This is a genomic window from Phormidium sp. FACHB-1136 (assembly GCF_014697375.1).
Classification (GTDB): domain Bacteria; phylum Cyanobacteriota; class Cyanobacteriia; order Phormidesmidales; family Phormidesmidaceae; genus Nodosilinea.
The window spans coordinates 100,521-122,208 of the sequence record NZ_JACJRS010000001.1; the positions used below are offsets into that span (position 1 = coordinate 100,521).

The following is a 21,688-nucleotide window of genomic DNA, read 5'->3' on the forward strand; positions in this document are numbered from 1 at the left end:
CTCCCCTAAACGTGGATGATTAGAACTGGATGGGTTGGCGGTTGAGGAGTCCCCCCGTAGGCGATTACGCAACCCCTGGCTACGTTTTCGGATCTGCCGTTGGCGGGCACTTCCACCCCGCCCCTTATCGTTGCGACCAGAGCGACGGGGGGATTCCCATCGCTTTAGTTGTTGTGCCATGATGACCTCCCAAGGCTCACCAGTGGATAAACCGCCGCTGTGGTTGCGGTGGGGTTCCGCCTCTACGCTAGCGAGTTGGATCGAGGTTCGTCAAGGTGGAAATTGGGGCTAGCGCCTTGGCCCCAACTCGACCACGAAAAAAGCCCCCCATGAGGCCATGGAGAGCTTCTAAACCCTTGAGGGTAAACGTGAAGCCAAGGCTGGTTAAGCCTACTTGACGGTCACCTTAGCGCCAGCTTCTTCAAGTTCTTTCTTGGCAGCTTCGGCATCATCCTTGGTCACGCCTTCCTTAACGGCCTTGGGAGCAGCTTCCACCATTTCCTTGGCTTCCTTCAGACCCAGGCCAGTCAGACCACGCACCACTTTCAGGATGGCGATCTTCTTGTCGGCGGGCACATCTTCGAGAATCACGTCGAATTCGGTCTTCTCTTCTTCAGGCTCAGCCGCAGCGGCACCCGCGCCACCGCCCATCATGCCGGGGGCCATCATCATCATGCCGCCGCCAGCGGAGGCAGAGGCATCCACACCGAAGGCTTCTTCAATTTGCTTGACCAGCTCAGAAGCTTCCAGCAGGGAAAGAGATTTTAACTGTTCGAGAATTTCGTCGGTTTTAGCAGACATCGTTAAGACTTAACTCCTGTGTACAAAAAACAAAGTTGGTTGTCGGACTTGTTGGCAAACTGAGGCAGACCAGGGCTTTTAGGCCGCATCTTGGCCCTGCTCGGAGACCGCCTTGAGGGCACGAGACAGCGAAGCCGGAACTTCGTTGATACCCACCGCCAGTTTGGTCGGCACCGCTTTGACGCCCACGGCCACGCGGGTCGGCATCGCCTTGATGGCACCAGCCAAACGGGCCATCAGTTGTTCCTTGGTCGGCAGTTCCGTGATCGCTTTAACCTGATCTTCGGTCAGTGCCTGACCCTCCATCACCCCACCCCGCAGGGTGGTTTTCTTGGATTCTTTCTGGAAGGCTTGGTATTCCTTGATTGCACCGCCAAAGTCCTCCTTCACCAGCACAAAGGCTGACGAATCACTGAGGAACTCGGTCATGGCTTCCCAGTTGCTGTCCCCTTCAACGGCAATCCGCATCAGGGTATTTTTGGTGATTTTGCACACCGCACCCTTGGGCCGCAAGCGGTTCCGCAGGTTGGTAATTTCAGCAACGCTAAGACCTTTGTAGTCGATCACAAAGGCGAGTTGAGCTTCCTTCAGTAAGTCCTGAATTTCGCCCACAATCTCTTTTTTATTCGCTAGGGTTCTCCCCATATCAATCTCACCTCCTTTATAGCGGGGATAGAAAACGTGATGCTCACGGACGGATGGCCACCATTCGTTATTTGCCAATTCTTCCCAAAACAAAGCCCCGACCAGATAGCCGGGGCAGACTCACGCTTGCCAATCTCCAGAGCAGAACTGGAAACCTACATCGCAACGTCAACCTCGGCAGGATTTATGCAGAAAAAACGCACCTGCTGTCTACGGTCGTTTATGCAGTTGTGAGGGACTAGGGCAATCGCGACTCCTTCGTGAAAATTTGAAGCTTGGACGCTAGCAGAACCTAGGCTGCTTCGGGTAGCTTATAGTCCCGCAGAGCGTTCACATCCAAACGGATGGCTGGCCCCATGGTGGAGGCAATGGCCACCGTACGCCAGTAGCGCCCCTTAGCCCCGGAAGGACGATTGCGGTCAATGCACTCCTGGAGCGCTTTTAGGTTGACCAGCAGATCCTCGGCACTAAAATCGGCCTTTCCAAACATAACATGGACGATACCTGTTTTGTCGGCCCGGAACTCTAGTTTCCCCGCTTTAAATTCGGTGATAGCCTGGGGTAGATCAAAGGTAACGGTGCCACCCTTGGGAGAGGGCATCAAGCCACGGGGGCCAAGTTGCCGACCGAGTTTGGCGACCTGGGGCATGACGTCAGGGGTGGCAATCAGAACGTCAAAGTCCATCATGCCTTTTTGGATATCCTCAATCAGGTCTTCAGACCCAACGATATCCGCTCCAGCGGCAGTGGCCTCAGCCACTTTTTCGCCCTTAGCAATGACGGCCACGCGGATGGTTTGCCCAGTGCCTTTGGGCAGAATCACCGTGGTTCGCAGTTGTTGGTCGGTGTACTTCGGATCGATCCCTAGGCGAATGTGAGCTTCTACGGATTCCGTAAACTTGGCCGTAGCGGTTTCCTTCAGCAGTTCAAGTGCCTCTTGGGGCTCGTACAGACGATCTTCAACTTTGGCGCGGGCGTCTCTCAGACGCTTAGATACTTTGGTGGACATAGTTTACTCCTTGGGGTGCTGGCGAAGGGTGACTTCTCCCCCGTAATAGATAACAAAGACAAATCAACTGAACAGTGACTAGGACTGTCCTAATCCGCCACGGTCACACCCATGTTACGGGCGGTACCTTCCACAATTTTCATCGCCGCTTCTACGTCGTTGGCGTTAAGGTCGGGCAGTTTAGTTTCGGCAATTTCCCGGAGTTGGGCACGGCTGATGGAACCCACTTTTTTGGTGCGAGGTTCGCCGGAACCTCGCTCAATGCCAGCCGCTTTCTTAATCAACACCGAGGCGGGAGGGGTTTTGAGGATAAAGGTGAAGCTCCGATCTTCAAAGACCGAGATCTCCACAGGTACCACCAGACCTACCTTGTCCTGGGTTCTGGCGTTGTACTCTTTGCAGAACGCCATGATGTTCACCCCGTGCTGACCCAGGGCAGGGCCAATGGGGGGAGCAGGATTAGCTTTGCCAGCCGGAATGGCTAGCTTAATCAACGCAACAACTTTTTTGGCCATCGATTAACTCTCTTTTTCCACTTGATTAAACTCCAGTTCTACCGGAGTATCGCGCCCAAAAATAGACAGCAATGCTTTTAGCTTGCTCCGTTCGGGGCTGACCTCCACTACCTCACCCTCAAAATCCTTGAAGGGACCGGAGAGGACGGTAATCTTGTCCCCAGGAGCCATGTCGATCTTGATAACAGGCTTTTGCTCCTCAGTGCGTTTAAAGATGCGTTTCACCTCACCTTCGCTGAGGGGCATGGGCTTGACGTGGCCTCGGCCTCGGCCATAGGCTCGCCGCTGCTCAGCACCAACAAAGTTGATGACATGGGGAGTGTTTTTAACCACCAACCAAGCATCCTCTGGGACTTTCCATTCTTTGATCAGATCGTCCCACTTTTGACGAATTTGCAGCAGCACGTAGCCAGGAAATACCTTTTCTTCGGCACTCTGGTGACTACCGTCTTTTTTGAGCTTGCGAATGGGGGTCTGAGGAATCTCAATCTTGAGGATGTGATCCGCTCCATCCAGGGTTTGACGACGCTGCTCCAGGTTAGTCTTCACCTTTTTCTCACAACCCGACGCCACCTGAACGGCGTACCATCGAGCGTGGTGGCGAGACGCCCCCGCAGACTCATCATCGGCGGCCTCGGCGTCTACACCACGAGGGAGATCGGCATCTTCGTCCCCATCGAAGGAGGACCTCTCGTCGTTAAAGTCGTCTGAGGTCAACGCCATTAAAACACCTGCTGTGAAACCCATCGAAAGAGTTTATCAACCAAATAAATGAGGGTGGCTGAAAGGCTAACCATGAGGATGACCGCTGCCGACTCGCTGATCAACTGCTGACGACTGGGCCACACCACCTTGCTCAGTTCTTCTTTTGTTCCCTTAAAGAAATCAGCCACGCTGAAGCTACCCTCAGATCCGGTGGCCACCGTTCCTTTGCCCTTTAATTCGACTGCCGCGTCTTTTTTTGCCACTGGTACTAGCTCCTTCTGGATATCTGGCCAGAACTGGGATACCATCCGGTGCAATGAGCCAAATCAATTAACGGCACAGAGTGAAATCAGTAGAAGTGCTCCTGGCATTGTCCCAGAATGCTCCGGCAACAATACCATTGGACACTCGCTATCTGGGTTACTCAGCGCGCCCTGGAGGACTCGAACCCCCGACATCGGGTTTTGGAGACCCGCGTTCTACCAACTGAACTAAGGACGCATGGGGCCGCCAATCGCTGGCCTATGGCTGGATGGCCGCTCTATACCCAGCTTACTTGATTGGGCGGTCAAACCGCTGCTTGAGTCGGGTCGCTTTACCGACGCGGTCACGCAGATAGTACAGCTTAGCACGACGGGCCTTACCACGACGTAAGACCTTAATATCGGCCAGCTTGGGAGCATGGAGCAAGAACACCCGCTCTACACCAACCCCTTGAAAAACCTTGCGAACCGTAATAGAACGGTTGATGCCGCCGTTCCGCATGGCAATCACGGTGCCCTCGTAGGGCTGGATCCGCTCTTTGCCGCCTTCCTGGATCCGAACGCCGACGCGGACGGTGTCGCCGACATAGATCTCAGGCAGGTCTGTCTTTAGCTGCTCCGCTTCAATTGAGCGGATGATTTCCTCTGCGTTCATAGAGCCTGCGAATGTGCACGGTCTATGATTATAGACCATAAAGGGGCGTTATGATTACCTTTGAGGAAATCAAAGCGCCCTTCTTCAAGGGTTGGCGTTTAGTTTGAGGTTGAGGCGTCGCAAAATCACTCAAGCTGCGTCTATCAAAACCCCGTTCCTAGCTGGGGTCACCAGGGTTAGGACTGGTTGGCCTTGAGGGTTTCGATGGCTTGGCGAACGTCGGCGAGTTCTTGGGTGAGGGCCGCTAGGTCGCTCTGCACGGTGGGATCGGCAATGGGGGTGGCCACGGTGTCCACGGTGGGTGGGGAACTGGCACTGTCGGAGAAGGGATTGGGCATTGGGCCGAACAGACTATCGACGAACTGGCGGGCCTCCCGTTCGGTGACTTCGCCCTTGGTCTCTAGGGTTTCGGCTAGGCGGCTAACGTCGCTGCCGAGGGCCGAAAACCGCTCACTGGAGGACTGGGGATCTTGGATGGCCTCCAGCAGGGTGGCCGTTGCGCCTAGGGTAACGCGGAAGCCCTTTTGGATGGTTGTGGTCACGGTGTCGGGGGTCATGGTGCAGTCCTTGCTATGGAGCTTGATTGATAGCGATCATAAGGAAACATCGGGCCGGAGAGTGGGGACGGTGGGCGTCAAGATAGCAGACTGAGCCAGTGCGATGGGGTTCTCGGTGGACACCCAGACCGGGAATGCCCTGATTTTAGCCTGAACGTTGGTGATTGACGGGTCAGTTCAGGGGGCGACTAGATGACTTGGTCGAGGTAGGTGGTGAGGTCGTCGTAGAGTTGGGAAAGTCCGGTTTCGGTGGTGATCCGCATCCGATCATCGCGCAGGGTGAGGAGAACTCTAGCGGCGAAGGGGCTGGGCCAGAGATTGGGGTTGCAAAAGACTTCTAGGAATACGTCGCCGCTATGGCGATGCTCCGTGGGGGACAGGGGGGCACGACGGGGTGTTCCGGCGGCAGTGGCGGCTTTCATTTGGCTGATGAGGACATCCAGATCCGCCTTGAGGGCTTGGGCGGCGGCGGCGGAAAAGCTGAACTGGATGGATCCATCGGAAAGGTTGATGGTGATGGACTGGGACATGGGCAAGGTCTGGGAAGGAACGCTGTCATTCTGGCATCTTCTCCGACCGCTGCGGCAATCCGGACTGGATTCGCTGTGCCTAGATGGGCGAGAAGCCAGGGGTGTCGGGAAATCCGGTATCTATGAATACGAAATGTAGCAAAGGGTAACGGACTATTAAGCGAAGAGAGGAAAAAGGTCGAGTTTGGGGGAGTTCACCCCCTCGAATTCCGAAGAAATTCCTAAAGCTGGGTTGATTTCTGGGCTGTCCTCTCTAAAGTGATAAGCAATCAATGTGCTGCGTTGGCTAGGCATGGATCAGGCGATGAAACCAATGACTGAAGACCGTGGGAGGGAAGGCGTCAGCGATTGAGGCCGTCACTCTCACATTTATGAAGCAAATCTTAAGACGGCGATTTCGACGCCTCACCATGGGTTCCCTAAGTTGATTTTCAAGTTGATTTCCCTCATTTAAGACCCGTTTGTTTAGATCAATATCGATAAACGCCATGGCAACCAACCTTACTTCCCTTTCCTCCGTTCCAGGGGTGCATGGCCACTTTCCTGGCTGGCGACAGGCTACCTCAGCGGAACCGACCGACCGCATTCGGCGGCTGGTGTGGAAAATTGCCCTCGCCACCCTGGCCCTAATGGCGGTGGGCAGCGCCACTAGGGTGATGAATGCGGGCTTGGCCTGCCCCGATTGGCCTCTGTGCTATGGCCAACTGGTGCCCCAAAGCCAGATGAATCTCCAGGTGTTTTTAGAGTGGTTCCATCGGCTGGATGCCGCCCTAATCGGCCTAAGTACCCTGTGGCTGGTGGCCCTCAGTTGGTGGCATCGGCGGCAGGTGCCGGGGTGGCTGCCATGGGCAACGGTGGTAGCCCTCGCCCTGATTGGCTTCCAGGGCGTTCTGGGCGGGCTGACCGTGACCCAACTGCTGCGGTTTGACATTGTTACCGCTCACTTGGGGGCGGCCCTCCTGTTTTTCAGCACCATGCTGATCATCGGCACCAGTTTGCTACCCTGCGCTAACACGGGGACGGTGGGGCGATTGCCCTGGCTGGGCTTGGGATCCACGGTTCTGGTCTATGGTCAATGCCTGCTGGGCGGACTGGTAGGGTCTCGTTGGGCGGCGCACCAGTGCTTTGGCCTGGGAGAACTCTGTCAGGTGATGAATAGCCACCTGGTGGGCATTCTCCCCGCTACCGTGTCGGTTTTGCTCCTCACCCAGGCGGTGTGGCGCACCCCCGCCCTCAGTTATCCCCTGCGCCAGTTGGGGAATTTGGCCAGTGTGCTGCTGGCGTTTCAACTGGTGATGGGCATTGCCACCTTTCGCCTCCACCTCCAGGTGGAACCGTTGACCGTGATTCACCACACCCTCGGCGCGGCCTTGGTGGGCACCCTGGTTTGCTTTACCACCCTGGCCCTGCGGGAATATCGGGCGGCTAGGGCTACTGGGACAGATCCCATCAGTCCGGGGACTCCAGCCTAGGCAAACGGCCTAGTTCCCCACCCACGTCCACTCAATCCCATTCCTTCGGAAGGATTTCCTCTGCATGACTCAAACCACGACTTGGAACGAGGCCACCCGGCACCACGATTCCATCGGATCTGTGATCCGCAGCTATGTGCAGCTCACCAAGCCCCGGATTATCCCCCTGCTGCTGATTGAAACGGCGGCGGCGATGTGGGTGGCAGGCCACGGCGAAGTCAACGTTTGGCTGGTGCTGACGACGCTGCTGAGCGGGACCCTGGCGGCGGCGTCCGCCCAGACGATTAACTGCGTCTACGACCGCGATATCGACTTTGATATGGAGCGCACCCGCCATCGTCCCATCCCCTCCGGGAGGATTCAGGTGCGGGACGCCCTAGTGTTTGCGGGTGTCCTAGCGGCCCTGGCCTTCGGGCTTCAGGCTTGGGTGGCTAACCTGCTCAGTGCCTTCCTGGCCATGGTGGGGATCGCCATTTATGTGGGGGTCTATACCACCTGGCTGAAGCGGTCTTCGCCCCAGAACATTGTGATTGGTGGAGCCGCCGGAGCGGTTCCGCCCCTGGTAGGTTGGGCCGCTGTCACCGGGGAACTCAGCCTCGCGGCTTGGCTATTCTTCTTCATTGTGTTCATCTGGACGCCGCCTCACTTCTGGGGATTGGCCATGCTGATTCAAGATGACTACGCCAAGGTGAACGTGCCGATGATGCCCGTGATTGTGGGCGATGAAGCCACCGCTCGCCAAATTTGGTACTACACCCTAGTTTTGGTGCCCCTCACCCTGATGATGAGCTATCCCCTGGGTGCAACCGGGGCGGTCTATGCCTTGGTGGCCCTGGCCCTGGGGGCCAAATTCATCCAAAAAGCCTGGGCCTTGCTGAAGGCACCCAGCGACCGGGATTTAGCCAAGGGTCTGTTTAAGTATTCCATTCTGTACATGATGCTGCTGTCAGCGGGGATGGTGGTGGATAGCTGGCCCATCACCCAAAGCTGGACGGCACAATTATCGGGACAATTGGCGGGTCAACTGGCCCCTTTCGTGAGTCTGCTACCTTAGACCACTACCTCAACTGAACGGAGTCATGGACCCGCAGGATGGTGGCTTCGGCGTATTGGTTCTGGCGGCTGTAGTAGCTGGCAATGGTAAACACCTCTCTATCCTCCAGGGGAATGTAGGTGATCAAAACATTGGGAAAGGCCCAGCCCGAACTGCCCTCCCACACCCGCACTGCCAGCCGCCCGTTGACCACCACTTCTTCAATGCGTCTGGCCCGTCCAGGCTGATCTCGGTAGATCTGAAGCGCCTCGCTGAGGGACGTGTTTTGAAGGGATACGTCGGTTTTGATCAGGTAGGGCGGGGCCGTTTCACTGTAAACCCCCGAAGTCCATTGGTTGTAGATAATCACGTAATCCCGCTGGTTGTTGGAATACTCAAACCAATGATCGGGATAGGTGACGGTAAAGCGTGGGGTGATAGAAACACCCTTGGTCATAGCGACCAAGTCGGCTTGGGGTTGGGGATCGGCGATCTGGCTAACCTGGCCTGACATCAGAGATGCTGGGGCGAGGGGCACCAGAGAAAGGCTGAACGTGAGGGCAAGGTAAGACCACATGGCAGCGCGGGGTTGACGACTGGTTGAGGAGAGGTCGATGACTTAGGCATCCTAAAACAAGACGTTTCACCTAAAATAACCTCGCGTCAGTCGCAAAACCCAACCTACGAAATGGGAGGGAACCAGGTTTCATCTAGAATTTGATGAAGGGACACCAGCGGCTTCTCAGGGAAAATACTTAAAGGACTTTGGGATCTGAGAGCCGCAATTTCTCGCCCATCTTGATAACAGTCTTGGTAAATATCCTCAAGGTATCTCTTTAAACTCGGGCTGTCTTCTAGTTCGTCCAGAATTTGCTTACGGAAATTTGTAATTTCAGCCTTCCAGTGAGCGCAGTTGCGCTCGCGTTCCGCCTGCCAGTAAGCGAGTTTCAACACATGCTCAACCAAATTTCTGAGTAAGCTCTTGAGCCGTTTTTTGTCTCGCCGCCCCAAGTCCGCTACCTCCTCAATCAAGTTTTCCCAGTCCAGCGACTCCATATCCCTCTGCTGCAATGACCTTACAGTTTCAAGAATCCAGAGGTGATAATCCCTGTCATATAAGGCTTTTGTATTTTGCTTTAACTCTGCTGACATGGGCTAAATTCCTTAGCGGGGTCTAATATTGGGGCCGAAAGATAGTGATAGATCAGTCTTTTCAATAGGTTAAAGGAACTCAACTATAGCGGTTCCTAATCGAATGAAGTAGAGCAGGAGCCTTGCTGGATAAGGGTTACAGGTCTCTGGATGTACCTCGTGCTAACGAGAACCGCTATATCATAACTAACCCACCTGACACCCTTCAAAGAGCGAAAGACGCTTATACCTAGTTTGAGTAGAATCTAACGCAAATCCTTCGGCATCGAATTTCAGCACATCGCCGTAGGCACTGGAATGCCACCTCCACCCGCTCTCAGATAGGGAACTTAGCCTTGCCGCCAGGTTCTTCTTCATTGTGTTCATCTGGACGCCGTCCTACTTTTGGGGATTGGCGATTAGGTGGACAGGTCATATCCGTCGCAGGATGGCGACTTCGGTGTATTGGTTCGGGTGACTGTCGTTGCTGGTGATGGTCAATGGGGAATCCCGGCCTGGGGGCGGCGAATTCTGTACAATGGGTTTACGGTTATCAACAGATCGTTACAAACCCTGGGCTGTTCCAAGGGTTTGTGGCGAGTCCTAGGGAATAACCAACGGCCTAGGGCCAATGCGTTTGACCACACGGATGTTTCTGGGGCGAGATGGGCGACATGGATGCCGCTGTTACCATTGAAAATCTGAAAAAGTCCTACGGTTCCGTGCAGGCGGTGCGGGGGGTATCTCTCACGATTCAGCCGGGGAAAATTTTTGGTCTGCTGGGGCCAAACGGGGCGGGTAAAACCACGACGATTCGCTGCCTCTGCACCTTGGCCATTCCAGACGAAGGACGGCTGGAGGTGATGGGGATTTCCGTCGTCGATCAGCCCCGGCGGGTGCGCCAGCGGTTGGGCTACATTGCCCAGGAAATCGCCCTAGATAAGGTGTTGACCGGGCGGGAACTGCTGCAACTGCAAGCGGACTTGTACCACATGCCTAAGGGGGTGGCTCGTCAGCGCATTGACCAAATGATTGCCCTGCTGGAACTGGGGGACTGGGCCGACCGCAAAACGGGCACCTATTCCGGCGGTTTGCGGAAACGGCTGGATTTGGCCCTGGGGTTGCTGCACCAGCCCGATGTATTGGTGCTGGATGAACCCACCGTGGGCCTAGATATCGAAACCCGTTCGGCGGTGTGGGACTTTTTGCGGCAGCTACGGGCGGCGGGGACGACGGTGCTGATCACCAGCCACTATTTAGAGGAAGTGGACGCCCTAGCGGATCGGGTGGCGATTATCGACCAGGGTCAGGTGATTGCGGCGGGATCGCCCAGCGACCTGAAGGATAAGCTCGGCGGGGATCGCATTACCCTGCGGGTGCGCGAGTTTACCCCCGACGACGAGGCCAGCCAGGTGAAAGCCATGCTGCTGGATCTGCCTTTTGTGCAGGGGGTAATCCTCAATGCGGCCCAGGGCAATTCCCTAAATTTAGTGGTAGAACGGGATCCGGGAGCCTTAACCGCCGTCCAAACCACCATAGAAAAGGCAGGATTGCCAATTTTTGGCATTTCCCAATCGCGGCCCAGTCTGGATGATGTGTATCTGGCCGCCACGGGCCGCACCCTGATGGATGCCGAACTGGCCGCCGTGGGGCAGCGTGATTTGAAAAAAGAAAAGAAACAGGCGATGAAGGGAGGCTAAGCACCACCAATGAGCACCACCTTACCGAACCGTTCCACCGCCCTCAATGGCTCCAAGCCCCTGGGCAACGACGATCTGCAAGCCTGGAAAGACCGTCAGGCCAAAGCGGACGCCGACCCCGGCATTTTGTCTGGAGCCTTTGTGCAGGAAACCCTGGCCATGGCCCGCCGCCTGTTCCTCCAACTCCAGCGTCGCCCCTCTACCCTGGTGGCCGGGGTGATTCAGCCCTTGATTTGGCTGGTGCTGTTTGGGGCCTTGTTCCAGAACGTGCCCGCTGGCCTGTTTGGGGAAAGCCGCAACTACGGCCAATTTCTAGGGGCCGGGATCCTCGTCTTTACGGCCTTTGGCGGTGCCCTCAATGCTGGGTTGCCCGTCATGTTTGACCGGGAGTTTGGCTTTTTGAACCGCTTTCTGGTGGCTCCCCTGGCCTCTCGTTATTCCATTGTGCTGGCCTCGGCTATCTTCATTGCCGCCCTCAGCCTGGTGCAAACCGCCGCGATTTTGGGCCTCAGCGCTGTCCTAGGGGCCGGATTACCCCAGGGGTTGGGCCTTGTCCTGGTGCTACTGATCGTGATGACCCTTGTGCTGGGCGTCACCGCCCTCAGTCTGGGCCTCACCTTTGCCCTGCCTGGACACATTGAACTGCTGGCCGTCATTTTCGTTACCAACCTGCCCCTGCTGTTTTCCAGCACTGCCCTGGTACCGCTGGATTTTATGCCCTCTTGGCTCCAAGTTGTGGCCAGCCTAAATCCCCTCACCTACGCCATCGAACCGATCCGGTACATTTACCTTCACCCGAATTGGAACCTAGGCAGCACGGTGCTGAAAACGCCGTTTTGGGATGTCTCCATGGGGCTGGCCCTGGTGGTGCTGCTAGCCTTCTGTGGATTGGCCCTAGGATTGATCCAACCCCTCCTGCGCCGCCGCATGGCCTAGGTCTGGGCTACCACATCTATCAGCGGTCTGATGCATCCTAGGAGAGATTTGTTATAGTTTGGAACAGACGAGAGCCTAGGTTCGTCTAATGGTTACACCGATGGTGTTAAGGAGGCTTTCTATGGCTAATCAACATGTTTTGGCCGCTGGCATGGGCCTAGTTGCTGTTCTGATGGCGGCTCCCAGTGCCTTGGCCCAATCCCCCATCCCCACCAGCGACCCCACCGCGCCCGTGGTCGTGAATCCCAATGAAGGCTTTGGCACCAATGAAAGCAGTGACAATCCCTTTGGTGGCAATACCAATTCTCCCTTTGACCTGATTCATCGGGCGGTGTTGATGAATGAAATGAGCCTGTCCGACTTCAGCCGGATGCACCAAAACCGCATGAGCACCGAGGCCGCTAACTTTCGCGCCCTGCAACAGGAAGCCATCCGACAGCAGCAGGCTGGCCTAGAATCCGCAGAACAGGAGGCTACCCCTCCTGTACCCAGCGCCGACAATTAGGCTCAGCACCAACCCCATTCAAGGGTGGGCCGAATCAATCGTTAACCGGATTTCATTGCCCTCAAAGGATTTCGGGTGATTCCAATCTTCTTTTCCACCGCTTAGGGTATTTCCCTGGGCGGTGTTGCTTTAGGGGATATCTTCAGCATTTACTCAATATGGCATAAATTTTTCGCCATTCCCTAGGCTTCTGGCCTGTCGGGTAAACTCCGTCGATACCCTGAGAAGGGAAAACAGTTACAAATCGTGAACAGTTATCGCCTGATCAAGGTATAGGGCATCCACTATGGTTGAAACGCTGCGATCCTTGGTTGGCTCCTATTGGCCAAATTTTTCCTGGGGGATCTATACCTACTTCGTCAGCGCCAGACTGGTGACCCTAACGCTCGGTGTTTTGATCCTTGTTGCCCTGTTTACGGGAGGGCGACGCTATCGACGACGGCTCGTGACCACGGGGTTGGGTCTGCTCGGAGCCTACTGGCTGATGATTTCGCCCTTGTTCTCTGTGCCCGCCACCGCCCTGCTAACCCAATTTGTGCCAGCGGATACAGGCCAGTCTGCCGATGCCATTGTGGTTTTGGCGCGTCCCCGTGAAGCTGAGGGGGATCGCTACGGCATCGCCACTACCATGCTGTCGGCAGGGCGTGCCCCTCAGCTATTAGTGATGGGAGGCCAGAAAGCAACGCAGGTGTGGAGACACCTTCAGCAAGGGCAGCACCCTGTCGATTCGCTGACAGGAGTGCTCTGTGTGCGAACCACGAAACATGAGGCTGAGGCGGCCACCGCTTTCTTGGCCAGCCAGGGTATTCAGCGCATTATTTTAATTACCGACAAGCCCCACATGTTGCGATCCTTCCTGCTCTTCCAAGGCTATGGATTTGAGGTGATTCCCCACATGGCGTCTTGGGCAGACTGGGTGCCCCACCACGAGCGATCTTTTCTGGCCATTCGGGAATATCTGGGGTTAGTGAGCTATGCCCTGCTGGGGCGATTTCGGCAACCCTCACCGGAACAGTTCCCGGAACTGGTGGCGGAAACTGTTGAACGATTTCCTTTAGATCGATGCTTTTGGAGCGCTGAGCAAATTCAATCGCATCAGTCTTGATCGGCCTTCGACCATCTTGACTGGCCAGATTGGGGAAGCCTGTTAAGCTGAACGTAGCTGTTTATCCCGCTGTGGCACCATGACCATGACAGTCTGGCCTGGGCGTCCCCATCCCCTCGGCGCAACCTGGGACGGGCAAGGAACCAATTTTGCGCTATTTTCTGAGAATGCCACCGCCGTTGAACTGTGTTTGTTTGATGTCGGGGGGCATGAAACCCGCGTTGCTTTAACGGAAGTCGAAAACTACGTGTGGCATGGCTATGTGCCAGGAATCCAGCCCGGTCAACGCTACGGCTATCGGGTGCATGGCCCCTACGATCCTGAGACGGGCCATCGCTTCAACGCCCACAAGCTGCTGATCGACCCCTACGCCCGTGCCCTGGATGGCGATGTGCAAATGCATCCGGCCACCTTTGGCTACAACATGGCGGAAATTGCCGAGGAAGACACGGATCTCTCCTTTTCCGAAACAGATAGCGCCGCCTACATGCCCAAAGGGATTGTGATTGACCCTAGTTTCGACTGGGGTGATGACTGCCATCCTGACACCCCCTGGCACCGCACCGTCATCTACGAAACCCATGTGAAGGGCATTACCCAGCGGCATCCCGATCTGCCGGAGGAACTGCGCGGCACCTATGCGGGGCTGGCCCATCCGGTGATGATCGACTACCTGAAGTCCCTGGGCATCACCGCCATTGAGCTACTTCCGGTGCACCATTTCCATGCCTTTCCGGGGCACCTGGCCGGAACGGGGCTACGAAACTACTGGGGCTACGATTCCCTCAATTACTTTTCCCCCTACACGGGCTATAGCGCCACCGGGACGGCGGGCCAGCAGGTGAACGAGTTTAAGCGCATGGTGAAAGCGCTGCACCGGGCCGGAATTGAGGTCATTCTCGACGTGGTCTACAACCACACAGGGGAGGGCAGCCACCTGGGGCCAACCCTGACCCTGCGCGGCATCGACAACGCCGCCTACTACCGCCTGGTCGAGGACGATCCCCGCTACTACATGGACTTCACGGGCTGCGGCAATTCTCTAAACGTGCGCCATCCCCAGGTGCTGAAGCTGATTATGGACAGCCTGCGCTACTGGGTGCAGGAGATGCACGTCGATGGCTTCCGGTTTGACCTGGCCTCTGCCTTGGCGCGGGAACTCTACGAAGTGGACAGCCTCGCCGCCTTTTTCGACATCATTCACCAAGATCCCGTCCTCTCCACCACCAAACTCATTGCCGAACCTTGGGACATTGGCGAGGGCGGCTACCAAGTGGGCAACTTTCCGCTCCTGTGGTCGGAATGGAACGGTAAATATCGCGACTCTTTGCGAGACTTTTGGCGCGATCACGACTGCCGTTTAGGGGAATTTGCCTTTCGGATCACGGGCAGTTCCGACCTCTACCAGGCCAACGGCAAGCGCCCCCACGCCAGTATCAACTTCATCACCTGCCACGACGGCTTTACCCTGCGAGACTTGGTGAGCTACAACGAAAAGCATAACGAAGCCAACCAAGAGGACAGTCGCGACGGCGAAAGCTACAACCGATCCTGGAACTGTGGCGAAGAGGGTGACACCGACGATCCGGAAATTCTCACCTTGCGGCAGCGGCAACAGCGCAACTTTTTGGTGACGCTCCTCCTTTCCCAAGGCGTACCCATGCTGTTGGGCGGCGACGAACTGGGCCGCAGCCAAGGCGGCAACAACAATTCCTACTGCCAAGACAGCGACATTTCCTGGTACAACTGGCACCTGACGCCCGAAAATCAGCAGCTTCTAGACTTCACCCGCCGCCTGATTCAGCTTCGCCGCCAGCACCCCAACCTCTCCCGCCGCCACTGGTTCCAGGGCCGAGAAATTCACGGTTCCGGCATCCACGACATCGGCTGGTATAACCCCAGCGGCCAGGAAATTACCGAAGACCAATGGCATGACGAATCCGCCAAGGCCATCGGCGTCTTCTTCAACGGAGCCGAACTGATGGCCCCCAACCCCCAGGGGGAACGGGTACTGGACGACAGCTTTTTGCTGATGTTCAACGCCCAGCCCATTCCTCAGGAATTCCACATTCCCCCCACCCTCAAACAGCGGGCCTGGACGCTGGTACTCGACACCCAAAAGGACACAGGCTTTGTGGCGGATCCCCACAGCTACATCCCCGATGAAGTGATCACCCTGGCAGATTTTTCTATCGTTGTGCTGCGCTGCCAGCAGTGCTTCCAGTAGCCTATTGGGCAAAGAACGTCGGTTCAGAAGCCCGGTTTTTATCTGAGTAACGCCCCAATCTCGTCGGCTACCTGATGAAGAAACCGGGGTTTTAGCCATGCTGCATCGATGCCCTAGTGAGTGTAGTTTTTTCGGTAAGAAGGATTTCCAAAGGTGCTAACCTACGAGCGCATTTATGCCATCGTGCGGCAAATTCCCCCTGGACAGGTCGCGACCTATGGCCAAGTGGCGGAACTGGCGGGACTCTTCGGCAAGCCGCGTCTGGTGGGCTATGCCCTCTATCGGGTGGATATGGACAAGGACGATGTGCCCTGGCAACGGGTGATCAACGCCAAGGGGGAGGTCTCCGAGTCGCCCTTTCGCAATGGCACGGACTACCTTCAGCGGCACATCCTAGAGGACGAGGGCATTGAGTTTGATGCCAAAGGCCGCATTGACCTGAAGCGCTATCGCTGGCAACCCTCCATGGAGGTCATCGACGCCGCCCTGGCCCCCATAGCCTCTGCCGAATCCGCCGATTTCCGAGCATAGGAATATGGAGTCACTTAGCAACGACAGTCACCGTGGTCATGATTTTGGGACAATAGAAGGGGCGTGACAGGGAGGGGCTTGGGATGGACATTCATCAACTGCGGGCGTTTCAGGATAACTATATTTTTGTGCTCCATGATCCGGCGACCAACCAAGCTGCCGTGGTCGATCCAGGGGATGCGACCCCAGTGTTGCATTGGTTAGATCAGCAGAGCGCAACCCTTGTGGCGATTTTTAACACCCACCACCACAGCGATCATGTAGGCGGCAATCAGCGGTTGTTGAGCCGTTTTCCAGAAGCAGCGGTTTACGGTGGATCTGAGGATCGGGGCAGAATTCCAGGCCAAACAGTCTTTTTACAGGAGGGAGATTGGGTATCTTTCGGAGGCCGCAGTGGAGAAGTTCTGTTTGTCCCTGGGCACACTCGCGCTCACATTGCCTACTATTTTCCGCCCGATCAAACTGAGGATTGGGGGGAACTATTCTGTGGCGATACGCTATTCGCCGGGGGCTGTGGTCGTTTGTTTGAAGGCACCCCTGCCCAAATGGTGAATTCCCTAACCAAACTGCGCCAATTACCGGACACTACCAGAGTTTGGTGCGCCCACGAATATACCCTCAATAATCTACGATTTGCCATTACTGTCGATACCCAAAATCCTGTCCTAAGTCAACGTTTACAACAGGTAGAAATTGCCCGTCAGCGAAATCAAGAAACGGTACCATCAGAACTAGGATTAGAAAAACAAACCAATCCTTTCCTACGGTGGGATAATTCAGCAATTCAAGCTGAAATGCAGAGTCAGGATTCGACCAAGACTTTTGCTCGACTACGTGGCAGAAAGGATCTATTCTAGCGGATTAATTCTCCTAGAGATTGCTCAGTTTTTTTTCGGCGGCTGATTACAGTGGCGAAATAGTTGAATTTGGGTTTAGGATCAGGTAATTGTTGTCAACGGTTCATCCAAAAATGGAACATCAAACAGTCGATAATGGCAAATATTCTTCCGTAGAGGCATTAGTAAAGCTAGGGCAGCTAAATCTGGGATATATTCCCTGGACGGCATCGGCGATGACACCGCAGTCTATCGTCTATATTCTCAATGAAATTATCATTAACCAACGTCGCCGAATTCTAGAGCTTGGAATGGGAATTTCGACCCTTTTCAGCGCTAAGCTGATGCAGGAAATTCCAGATCTTCAGTTAATCTCGGTTGATCACGATCAAGGGTGGATTGATATTTGTAGCTCTCAACTCCAATCTAAAGGCTTAAATACGGATAGACATCAAATTGTTCATGCCTCCTTAAAAGAAATAGCGCAACCTATTTCGGAGCTTTCTGAACATAACAAGATCGCATACTACGATAGGGATGCGCTCAGCATAGGCCAAACTTTTAAACCCGATTTGGTGATTATTGATGGCCCCCCAGCTTGGCGAGAAGATATTTCAGAGGCCAGGGTTCCAGCCTACGATCTGCTTTTACCGATCCTCAGCGAAGATACAACGCTCTTTATTGACGATTATCAAAGGAAAGGTGAATCAAAGCTGGTGAGTCGCTTTCTAGCCAACCCAAGCTGGACGTTGTCTCTGAGCGATCCTGAGGCTAATGTTGCTATTCTCAGAAATAGTTCAGGGCACTACAACATTATCTAGCCTTAATCTCCAACTATGCTTAGAGCCTAGGGGATCTAACGTGATCATGGCCTAGCCTACAGAACTTTTTCTAGGAACTGTTGGGCACGGTCGCTCTTGGGACTGCTGAAAAAGACATCGGGCGGGGCATCTTCTACGAGATAGCCGCCATCCAAAAACAACACCCGGTCGGCCACTTCGCGGGCAAAGCCCATTTCGTGGGTGACGATGCACATGGTGATGCCCGTATCGGCCAGCCCCTTCATCACATCCAGCACCTCTTTCACCATTTCCGGGTCGAGGGCGCTGGTGGGTTCATCAAACAGCATGGTGTTGGGCTGCATGGCCAGGGCGCGGGCAATGGCCACCCGTTGTTTTTGGCCCCCAGACAGGCGGGAGGGGTACTGATCCGCCTTTTCGGCAAGGCCCACTTTGGTGAGCAAATCCAGGGCAATTTTGCTGGCATCGGCCTTAGACAGTCCCTTTACTTTCATGGGCGCATAGGTGAGGTTGTCCATCACCGTTTTGTGGGGAAAGAGGTTGAAATGTTGGAACACCATGCCCACATTTTGGCGCACCTTGAGGATGTCGCATTTTGGAGAGGTGATATCGATTCCATCCACAAAAATGTGGCCAGCGGTGGGGGTTTCTAGTAGGTTAATGCAGCGCAAAAGGGTGGATTTCCCTGACCCAGAGGGGCCAATAATCGCCACCACTTGCCCCGTTTCGACCTCCGTGGAAATGTCTTTGAGGACTTCCAACGGCCCAAAGGATTTGACCAAATGTTCGATTCTAATCACTGCGGCGCATCCTCCGTTCCAACACTTGGGCGGCCTGGGTGAGGCCCATAACCATGATGTAGTAGATAATGCCGACCACAATCAGCGGCTCGAAATAAAGGAAAGTTTGCCCCGCCACTACCTGTGCCCGTCGCATCAAATCCAGCACACCGATGGTAGACACCAGGGCCGAATCCTTCAGCAGGGCAATGCTTTCATTCACCATGGCAGGCAGGATGTTTTTGAACGCCTGGGGCAAAATGATGTCGAGCATCATTAGTTTATAGGGCACCCCCAAGGATAGGGCCGCCTCCCGCTGGCCTTTATCCACCGCCATGATGCCTGCCCGAATGGTCTCTGAACTGTAGGCGGCGGAGTTGAGGGCAAAGGTGAACACCCCGGCCTCGATGGGGCTAATCTTGTAGCCGATCAGTTGGGGCGTGGCAAAGTAGACCAGGGCCAACTGCAAAATCAACGGCGTGCCCCGAAAAATGGAGGTGTAAAACTCCGCGAACCACCGCAGGGGCTTAACAGAAGAAATCTTCAGCAACGACAGCAGTGTGCCCAGGGTGAACCCGAACAACGCCGACAGCAACGTAAACTGAAGCGTCACCAGAATGCCCTTGAGAATGAAGGGTAGGGACGGAACAATTTGGCCAAAATCTAAGTTCATGGTAATGGCCTAACCTTCCCCATCGCCAAACCACTTCAGAATCAAGTCTTCCATCAGGCCGCTGTCCTTCATTTCCGCCAGCACCCGGTTAAAGTCCTCGACCCTATCAGACCCCTTCGGGAAGGCAATGGCCGACCCAGAGGCTTCTTCATCGGGGATTTCCACCGCTCGCAAATCGGGGTTGTTAGCCAAAAAGCCAGCCGCCACGGTGTCTTCGATGATGGCGGCATTCACCCGTCCCGACTTAAGCTCCTGCACAATCTCGTTAATGCGGTTGAGGGGGGAAAGCTTGATGTTGGGGTCGTCTGCGACCAATTTGTTACCTAGCTCTTCCTGAATGGAGCCTAGCTGAACGCCTAGGGTTTTGCCCGCCAAATCCGCTGGCCCGGTGATGTTTTCGCTGGCCGGAAACACTAGCATATTTTTGGCTTCGTAGTAGATTTCTGAGAAATCCACGTTCTGCTTGCGTTCTTCGGTGGGAGTCATCCCTGCCATCACAAAATCAGCCCGACCCGCTTGCAACGCCGGAATCAGGCCGTTAAAGTCCATATTGGTGATTTCCAGCTCGTAGCCTAGTTCAGTGGCAATATGGCGGGCAATATCCACATCAAAGCCGACAATTTCCTCAGTGCCGCCAGCGGTTTCCACAAATTCGTAGGGGGGATAGTCGGCGGAGGTGGCCATCACTAAAACCTGCGGCCCACTGTCCCCCGTTGAGGATTCGCCGCCCCCGCAGGCCGCAGTGAGACCAACTGTGAGACAAGCCACGGCAGCAGTGGAAGCCAAAAACCAGCGGCGTTTCATGCAAACTCCTTCACAACAGTTTCACAACGGGAATTCCTAGGGCATCGGTGCCGTATAGCGAACACACGGGTTACTAACATCGCCATTCTGACGACATCATCAGCCCTTGAGGCGATCAACCGGGTTTCTGGGTCACCGTTCTAGCCGCTAGGAAGATTAACCCCCGAATATAGTTCATCAACCGGGCTTTTGCCATCCCTAGGCTAAGCATCCACGCTATCGAGTGCTGGCACGTAGATTACATTTTTTTAGTTTGGTACCTGTGCTGTCCACCGCCTCGGCTGTCCCAAGCGCCTAAATGCTCACCACAACACCCTGGACTACCCCAAGGGTGATATAAAGGAAGTACACCCCTATCCCTGGAGAGGTGGCAGAGTGGTCGAATGCGTCCGACTTGAAATCGGATGAGCCGCAAGGTTCCGTGGGTTCGAATCCCACCCTCTCCGTAGCTCCTCCGAGATCAGACGGTCGCAACCTCGAACCGTTTTATCGCTAATTCATCCCAATTATTGGCGGGTTCAACGGCCTCACTGTTACGTCCTTGATGGGAAAAATTAGCCCTTGATGAGATTCCGGTTCTCCGTGGCAGTGATCCATGAGCATCTTTAATTTGTCATCCAAGAAACCCACCCCCGAAGACCTGGCCCACTGGTGTCGGTGGCTGGGATGGACGGGTTTGGTACTGCAAGCCTTGCTAGGATTCATTCCGTTGTTGGTCATCACCACGCGCATCTTTACCAGCCAGCAGACAGGAGGATTTGGCTTGGGGCTTTGGCTGGCCATGGGATGTTTGCTGGTGCTGCTGTTCAGCATCTATTGGTGCTTCCGCTATACCCGTTTAGCCGCTCGCCTCATGCAGCCCGACCGACGGCCCCCTAAGTCTGCCGTGAAGCGAGCCCTGAAGCTAGGTTTGCTGACCAATTTGGCCATTCTGAGTCTCGCCACCTCCATTGCGCTCTGGCAAGTCAGCGCCATGACCCTACGGTTGTTGTCGGTGCCCCAGGGAGCTACGGTGCTGGCTCCCAATGGGGTGGTCACCTCCGCAGCCCTGATTACGCCTTCCAATATGATTACGATCTACGCCATGATCAGTACCATCGCGGCGGGTCTAGTAGGTCTTATCGTGGCGCTGCTATTGATCTATGTGGTGGGTCGCCATCGCCTTGCCCAGGACACTTTTTAGGGCGTTTTGGGCATCTGTGGAGTCCGGGTTAGTCCCCGGCCATGACGGTGCTCAGGCGCTTAAGAATGTGGGCCAATAGCATTAGAGCTGCATTGCCGACGCTGAGAATTAAAATTCCCACCACGCCGATCATCCAGTCGTCGCGCAGCACAGAAATCACGAGGATCATCACCGAAGTTTTGGTGGCAATGCTGGCGAAGGCCAACATCCGCTGCCAAATATCGTCATCGCGGAACGCTTCGATCATCGGGATCAGCAGAGCACCAATCATAGCAATCAACAGCAAAGCCATG

At 55.2% G+C, this 21,688-nt stretch carries 26 protein-coding genes, 2 tRNA genes and 1 other annotated feature; of the genes, 12 read left to right on the forward strand and 16 right to left on the reverse strand.

The window, feature by feature from the left end; all coding sequences use genetic code 11:
• Positions 1–390: 390 nt before the first annotated feature.
• From rplL to H6G62_RS00500, 10 genes are all read right to left on the reverse strand, one after another.
• On the reverse strand, positions 391–801 hold the full coding sequence (gene rplL, locus H6G62_RS00455; protein ID WP_190492136.1) for a 50S ribosomal protein L7/L12: 411 nt from the start codon (positions 799–801) through the stop codon (positions 391–393).
• A 78-nt stretch (positions 802–879) separates the two neighbouring features.
• Positions 880–1,446 (reverse strand): 50S ribosomal protein L10, encoded by a 567-nt coding sequence (gene rplJ, locus H6G62_RS00460; RefSeq protein WP_190492137.1) that lies wholly within the window; start codon positions 1,444–1,446, stop codon positions 880–882.
• A 79-nt stretch (positions 1,447–1,525) separates the two neighbouring features.
• Positions 1,526–1,680 (reverse strand) — a sequence feature (ribosomal protein L10 leader region).
• Positions 1,681–1,738: 58 nt separating this feature from the next.
• Entirely contained in the window at positions 1,739–2,455 is a 717-nt protein-coding gene (gene rplA, locus H6G62_RS00465; protein ID WP_190492138.1) for a 50S ribosomal protein L1, read from the reverse strand.
• An 89-nt stretch (positions 2,456–2,544) separates the two neighbouring features.
• A complete protein-coding gene (gene rplK, locus H6G62_RS00470; protein ID WP_190492139.1) occupies positions 2,545–2,970 on the reverse strand; it encodes a 50S ribosomal protein L11 in 426 nt (141 codons plus the stop codon).
• Between the two features lie 3 nt (positions 2,971–2,973).
• On the reverse strand, positions 2,974–3,693 hold the full coding sequence (nusG, locus tag H6G62_RS00475; protein ID WP_190492140.1) for a transcription termination/antitermination protein NusG: 720 nt from the start codon (positions 3,691–3,693) through the stop codon (positions 2,974–2,976).
• Entirely contained in the window at positions 3,693–3,893 is a 201-nt protein-coding gene (gene secE, locus H6G62_RS00480; RefSeq protein WP_347239263.1) for a preprotein translocase subunit SecE, read from the reverse strand. Before secE ends, nusG begins: the two co-directional genes overlap by 1 nt.
• Before the next feature lie 210 nt (positions 3,894–4,103).
• Positions 4,104–4,176 (reverse strand) — tRNA-Trp (locus tag H6G62_RS00485).
• Positions 4,177–4,227: 51 nt separating this feature from the next.
• A complete protein-coding gene (gene rplS / locus H6G62_RS00490) occupies positions 4,228–4,593 on the reverse strand; it encodes a 50S ribosomal protein L19 (protein ID WP_190492142.1) in 366 nt (121 codons plus the stop codon).
• Positions 4,594–4,769: 176 nt separating this feature from the next.
• On the reverse strand, positions 4,770–5,150 hold the full coding sequence (locus tag H6G62_RS00495; RefSeq protein ID WP_190492143.1) for a hypothetical protein: 381 nt from the start codon (positions 5,148–5,150) through the stop codon (positions 4,770–4,772).
• 188 nt (positions 5,151–5,338) lie between these two features.
• The gene (locus H6G62_RS00500; protein ID WP_190492144.1) at positions 5,339–5,680 is read right to left on the reverse strand and encodes a hypothetical protein; all 342 of its coding nucleotides are present in this window, start codon (positions 5,678–5,680) and stop codon (positions 5,339–5,341) included.
• 488 nt (positions 5,681–6,168) lie between these two features.
• Here H6G62_RS00500 and H6G62_RS00505 point away from each other — a divergent pair, with 488 nt between their 5' ends.
• Positions 6,169–7,152, forward strand: a complete 984-nt coding sequence (locus H6G62_RS00505) for a heme A synthase (protein ID WP_190492145.1) — start codon at positions 6,169–6,171, stop codon at positions 7,150–7,152.
• Positions 7,153–7,216: 64 nt separating this feature from the next.
• Positions 7,217–8,206, forward strand: a complete 990-nt coding sequence (locus tag H6G62_RS00510) for a heme o synthase (protein ID WP_190492146.1) — start codon at positions 7,217–7,219, stop codon at positions 8,204–8,206.
• Positions 8,207–8,210: 4 nt separating this feature from the next.
• On the opposite strand, the gene H6G62_RS00515 is transcribed toward H6G62_RS00510, so the two are convergent.
• Positions 8,211–8,699 (reverse strand): hypothetical protein, encoded by a 489-nt coding sequence (locus tag H6G62_RS00515; RefSeq protein ID WP_190492147.1) that lies wholly within the window; start codon positions 8,697–8,699, stop codon positions 8,211–8,213.
• A 167-nt stretch (positions 8,700–8,866) separates the two neighbouring features.
• Positions 8,867–9,337, reverse strand: a complete 471-nt coding sequence (locus tag H6G62_RS00520; RefSeq protein ID WP_190492148.1) for a DUF29 domain-containing protein — start codon at positions 9,335–9,337, stop codon at positions 8,867–8,869.
• A 653-nt stretch (positions 9,338–9,990) separates the two neighbouring features.
• Between H6G62_RS00520 and H6G62_RS00525 the strand changes: the two genes are divergently transcribed.
• The 8 genes from H6G62_RS00525 (at position 9,991) to H6G62_RS00560 (ending at position 17,977) form a co-directional block, all read left to right on the forward strand.
• On the forward strand, positions 9,991–11,016 hold the full coding sequence (locus H6G62_RS00525; RefSeq protein WP_190492149.1) for an ATP-binding cassette domain-containing protein: 1,026 nt from the start codon (positions 9,991–9,993) through the stop codon (positions 11,014–11,016).
• 9 nt (positions 11,017–11,025) lie between these two features.
• Positions 11,026–11,952, forward strand: a complete 927-nt coding sequence (locus tag H6G62_RS00530) for an ABC transporter permease (protein WP_190492150.1) — start codon at positions 11,026–11,028, stop codon at positions 11,950–11,952.
• Between the two features lie 121 nt (positions 11,953–12,073).
• Positions 12,074–12,457 carry a hypothetical protein gene (locus tag H6G62_RS00535; protein ID WP_190492151.1) on the forward strand — a complete coding sequence of 128 codons (384 nt, stop codon included), beginning with the start codon at positions 12,074–12,076 and terminating at the stop codon, positions 12,455–12,457.
• A gap of 286 nt (positions 12,458–12,743) precedes the next feature.
• Positions 12,744–13,562 carry a YdcF family protein gene (locus tag H6G62_RS00540; protein ID WP_190492152.1) on the forward strand — a complete coding sequence of 273 codons (819 nt, stop codon included), beginning with the start codon at positions 12,744–12,746 and terminating at the stop codon, positions 13,560–13,562.
• A gap of 85 nt (positions 13,563–13,647) precedes the next feature.
• Positions 13,648–15,789 carry a glycogen debranching protein GlgX gene (glgX, locus tag H6G62_RS00545; protein ID WP_347239259.1) on the forward strand — a complete coding sequence of 714 codons (2,142 nt, stop codon included), beginning with the start codon at positions 13,648–13,650 and terminating at the stop codon, positions 15,787–15,789.
• 153 nt (positions 15,790–15,942) lie between these two features.
• Entirely contained in the window at positions 15,943–16,320 is a 378-nt protein-coding gene (locus H6G62_RS00550; protein ID WP_190492154.1) for an MGMT family protein, read from the forward strand.
• A gap of 83 nt (positions 16,321–16,403) precedes the next feature.
• Positions 16,404–17,177, forward strand: a complete 774-nt coding sequence (gene gloB, locus H6G62_RS00555; protein ID WP_190492155.1) for a hydroxyacylglutathione hydrolase — start codon at positions 16,404–16,406, stop codon at positions 17,175–17,177.
• An 89-nt stretch (positions 17,178–17,266) separates the two neighbouring features.
• A complete protein-coding gene (locus tag H6G62_RS00560) occupies positions 17,267–17,977 on the forward strand; it encodes a class I SAM-dependent methyltransferase (RefSeq protein ID WP_190492156.1) in 711 nt (236 codons plus the stop codon).
• Positions 17,978–18,033: 56 nt separating this feature from the next.
• Here the strand turns inward: H6G62_RS00560 and H6G62_RS00565 are convergent, their stop codons facing one another.
• The 3 genes from H6G62_RS00565 to H6G62_RS27600 are packed head-to-tail and all read right to left on the reverse strand — an operon-like array spanning position 18,034 to position 20,212.
• On the reverse strand, positions 18,034–18,756 hold the full coding sequence (locus tag H6G62_RS00565) for an ATP-binding cassette domain-containing protein (protein ID WP_190492157.1): 723 nt from the start codon (positions 18,754–18,756) through the stop codon (positions 18,034–18,036).
• Positions 18,749–19,408, reverse strand: a complete 660-nt coding sequence (locus H6G62_RS27595) for an amino acid ABC transporter permease (RefSeq protein ID WP_190492158.1) — start codon at positions 19,406–19,408, stop codon at positions 18,749–18,751. The genes H6G62_RS00565 and H6G62_RS27595 overlap by 8 nt, the downstream gene beginning before the upstream one ends.
• A gap of 9 nt (positions 19,409–19,417) precedes the next feature.
• The gene (locus tag H6G62_RS27600) at positions 19,418–20,212 is read right to left on the reverse strand and encodes a transporter substrate-binding domain-containing protein (protein ID WP_190492159.1); all 795 of its coding nucleotides are present in this window, start codon (positions 20,210–20,212) and stop codon (positions 19,418–19,420) included.
• Positions 20,213–20,573: 361 nt separating this feature from the next.
• On the opposite strand from H6G62_RS27600, the gene H6G62_RS00580 reads away from it, so the two are divergent.
• A tRNA-Ser gene (locus H6G62_RS00580) sits at positions 20,574–20,658 on the forward strand.
• A gap of 149 nt (positions 20,659–20,807) precedes the next feature.
• On the forward strand, positions 20,808–21,395 hold the full coding sequence (locus H6G62_RS00585; protein WP_190492160.1) for a DUF3611 family protein: 588 nt from the start codon (positions 20,808–20,810) through the stop codon (positions 21,393–21,395).
• 28 nt (positions 21,396–21,423) lie between these two features.
• Here H6G62_RS00585 and H6G62_RS00590 read toward each other — a convergent pair whose 3' ends face one another.
• Positions 21,424–21,687 (reverse strand): hypothetical protein, encoded by a 264-nt coding sequence (locus tag H6G62_RS00590; RefSeq protein ID WP_190492238.1) that lies wholly within the window; start codon positions 21,685–21,687, stop codon positions 21,424–21,426.
• Position 21,688 lies beyond the last annotated feature (1 nt).